Annotated in this window: 4 protein-coding genes; all 4 read right to left on the reverse strand. The window is 59.5% G+C overall.

Features of this window, described 5'->3' with window-relative positions; translation table 11 throughout:
* Window positions 1-765 (reverse strand): 4Fe-4S dicluster domain-containing protein (locus ACUVTA_RS01745; protein WP_445951264.1); only part of this gene is annotated, 765 nt, incomplete at its 3' end.
* Window positions 731-1,558 carry a molybdopterin dinucleotide binding domain-containing protein gene (locus tag ACUVTA_RS01750; RefSeq protein WP_445951265.1) on the reverse strand — a complete coding sequence of 276 codons (828 nt, stop codon included), beginning with the start codon at window positions 1,556-1,558 and terminating at the stop codon, window positions 731-733. The genes ACUVTA_RS01750 and ACUVTA_RS01745, both read right to left, overlap by 35 nt.
* A gap of 445 nt (window positions 1,559-2,003) precedes the next feature.
* Complete coding sequence (locus tag ACUVTA_RS01755; RefSeq protein ID WP_445951266.1) at window positions 2,004-2,600, reverse strand: hypothetical protein; 597 nt, start codon at window positions 2,598-2,600, stop codon at window positions 2,004-2,006.
* Window positions 2,601-2,625: 25 nt separating this feature from the next.
* Window positions 2,626-3,126 (reverse strand): molybdopterin-dependent oxidoreductase, encoded by a 501-nt coding sequence (locus tag ACUVTA_RS01760; RefSeq protein ID WP_445951267.1) that lies wholly within the window; start codon window positions 3,124-3,126, stop codon window positions 2,626-2,628.
* Window positions 3,127-3,353: the final 227 nt, after the last annotated feature.

Here is a 3,353-nt window from a genome sequence, read left to right on the forward strand (position 1 = left end):
CTGCGCTGCCGCATTTCTGGCCTCCAGAAGGGTTGCCGCCGCCTGGTCTACCGCCGGACCGAAGAGACGGCGCAGCTCGGCGCGCGGGATGCGAATTTGAACTTGGGGTCGCCGGTCCGTTCCTCCCTTAGCCGGAGTCAGTACCGGGAGAAGGTAAAAGATATTCGGCTGCGTGTTGTACTCCGGGTAAAGGGGCAGCGCCACCCTGTATTTTGAGACCAACTTGCTCACTATGCTATCCGGGTTCGCAAGGTCCCCAAAAAATATCGCCTTACCGGTACACGCCTGCACACACATCGGCGGCTTACCTTCTTCGAGGCGAGGGTAACAGAGGATACACTTTTCGGAAAAACGTAACGCGCTGTTCCAAAAGATGCGTTTATAGGGACAGGCCTGGATGCAGGCCTTGAATCTCTTGCAAAGACTCTGGTCGATAAGAACAATCCCGTCCTCCCGCTTATAAATCGCCCCGCTCGGGCAGGCGCGCACGCAGGCAGGATTAGTGCAGTGCGTACAGGAGAGGTGCAGGTAGAAAAACCAGGCATCGTGCGGGGTCTTCCCTTCCCCCACATCCTCATACCAGTTGGGGCCGAAATCTGGTGCCCGCACAGGAACTAATTTAGGAACCTTACCGCCGAAGTTGTCCTGTAGCCGGCTGTAATCCAAAACCGGAACCTCCCCGTAATCCTCGGGTCCCGGCAATTCGCCGCGCGCGGTACACTTCTCCCAGTTACGGGGGTAGCCCGGCCCCGGCCGGGTCTCCACGATCGCCCACCAGATCCGAGCGGACCGTCCCCCGCCTAATCCCCAGAACCACCTTCGCCCGGCAAACCAAACGGCCGTAGTCGTTTACCACCTCCACCAGATCGCCGTCGCTAATGCCCCGTGCTCGCGCATCCAGGGGGTTGATCAAGACCATAGCCTCGAAACGCTGCAAGCGGAGGAGGATGTCGTTGTCGGAGAAAGTGCTGTGGGTCCGCCACCACCCGTGGGGCGTACTTAGTTTTAAGGGAGCAGGCCGACCGTTAAAAGGATCATCTTCCGGCCATTTGAAAACCGGCAGCGCCTCGCCCAGAGCAAGGTAGTAGGAGTGGTCGATGTAGAACTGCTGACGTCCGGTAAGCGTCTTGTTCGCCTTAACCGGAATCACGCAGGGGTACTTGCTGATAGTGAGTTGCGATGCGTATTTGCCGCCGCCTGGCCAGGGGAGCTTTCGGGCCACATTTTCCCGGAAGGGATTATGGGGCCGGTCTGGCTGGAGGCCGGGGAAGGGAATAGGGCCCTCTTTTAATAATTCTAAGAGCCCGGCGGCATAAGCGTCCGCGTCTTTATCCCGCAGATAGGCTTCGATCAACCGCTGGATCTCGGGTGCAAAAGCCTCTCGCCGCGCCTGGTAGCGCTCCGGATCCGGGTAAAGGATAGGGCTCTGCCGGACGATGTAATGGGCTACCTTCTCCGGCGTATCCAGCGCCCCTTCGCCTTTCCCCGCAAAGAAGGGATGCTCTTTCCCTGCCCGGTCGATAAAGAGGTCGTAGACCTGGGTGTAGTCCCGGCGCACCTTTCGGGTTTCATCAAACCATCGCGCATCCCAAACACCCGCGGCTCGCAGCGCCCGGGCTTTTTCTTGGATCTCCTTCGCCAGGAGTTTAAAGATCTCAAAGGCAGAACCACATCGGCAAAGAGGGCGGAAGTGGACATCCGGAAGTCAATCGTCACGACCAGATCAAGCTTCTTTTCGTCTTTGAACCACTCCAGGAGCCGGTAGCCTCCCTTGGCGTTATTGACAAAATTCCCCCGCCAGATGAAGATGCCTCGCGGCCGCTACGGCGGCGCCGGGAAGACCGGCATCCATTTATTCGCCAGCGCTTTAATTAATAGATACTGGCGGTAGGCGAAGGCTTCGCGGGGGTTGGTGCTGACGGGTGAGCCGTCAGGCAGTTTTTTAGCTCCCCCTGCTCAATGGCGCGGCACATCTCCGCCCAAGACATCTTCAGGTGCCAGAGCTACTTATCGAAGTGGGTCCAGACAAAAAGCGTCGTGTTACAGGCTTTACTCGCCAGCAACTTGACGTACTGCGGCAACCCTTTCAGCCATACCCGGTACTGGCCCGTATACTGGTGAAAGCCGCCGCCGTTAACCCCAACATTCCCCGTTAAAGCCATAAGCAAAATCATCGCGCGGTTATTGAGGTCGTTATGGTACCAGGGGTTGCAACCGCCGCCCTCAATGATCATCGCGGGGTGACGCTCGTGAAGCTCCCGGGCAAGGAAACCAATCGCCTCAGCGTGCACCCCGGTAATTGCGGCGACTCTTTCCGAGGTGTAATCGCGGTCGAGCCTCTCCCGGAGCATCGTCCAAACGCTCTTCACTGTGACCTGCCGCCCGTCAGCGAGGGTCATCGGCCGGGTAACCTCAAGCACCGGCGCAACCCCTACCGCGGACCAGTCGAGGGTATCCCGGTCATCGCCCAAGGTTCCTGGTGCAAGCGTCGGCTGGTCGCGCCCTTGATCCCAAACGTAAAGCTTATACGGGCTTCCCCCGGCGACGAGATCACTTTCGCGCAAAAACGCCCCGGTATCTTCACGGACCAGAAAGGGCATATCAGTGAAGGTGAGTACGTAATCCTTATTGTACCAGCCGCGCGCGATCAGTTCCCGGGCAATGCCAAGGGCCAGAGCAGCATCGGGCGTTCAGCCAGTCCCACTCCTCACATTCCTCCGTCTGTACACCCCAGGTTTCCGGTTCTCCCGCCGGAAGGTCGCAGTACCAGTCGTAAAAGGAAAGGGGACCCGTAGCGCCGAGAAGGTTGCCTAACCGGTATCCCCCGGCCGCAGAAATGTAGTTATAGGCTGGGATCGGGGAAAAGAAGGTTACCGCCTCGGCGCCGTCTTCCCGGATGATACCTAACAAGCGGTCGGCAATGTACTCCAAGGCCTCATCCCAGGAGGCCCGCCGGAACCGGCCGGAACCCCGCGGCCCAACCCTTATAAGCGGCGTCTTTACCCGCATCGGGCCGTAGATGTAGCGTGGGTAGGAGGCCCCCCGCATACACCCCCGAGGTAGGTAGGCCTTTTGGGCCACCGGGTCGAAACGGTCGTAGTCGGCAGCGGGTTCCGTCTTGAGCAATACCCCGCCCCGCGTATAAGCCCGCCAGCCGCACGCCTGGGTGCAGTTCCCGGCGCAGGTCTCGTCCGCACCACCGCATCATACGTAAAGAGGCCTCGGTAGTAATCCTCGCCGCGCGCTTTGAGAGCAGGCCGGAGCTGCTCGTGAACGTACGCCCCCTCCCCCAGGGCTTTAACCAAGCCGTAGCCCGCGGCGCCCACTAAACCGCTCAACCCGAGCTTTAAAAA

Source organism: Thermodesulfitimonas sp. (genome assembly GCF_052743955.1).

Bases quoted from the DNA above. Each gene is read 5' to 3' on its own strand.
- ACUVTA_RS01755 (WP_445951266.1), bottom strand. From the start codon at position 2,600: ATGCCCTTTCTGGTCCGTGAAGATACCGGGGCGTTTTTGCGCGAAAGT.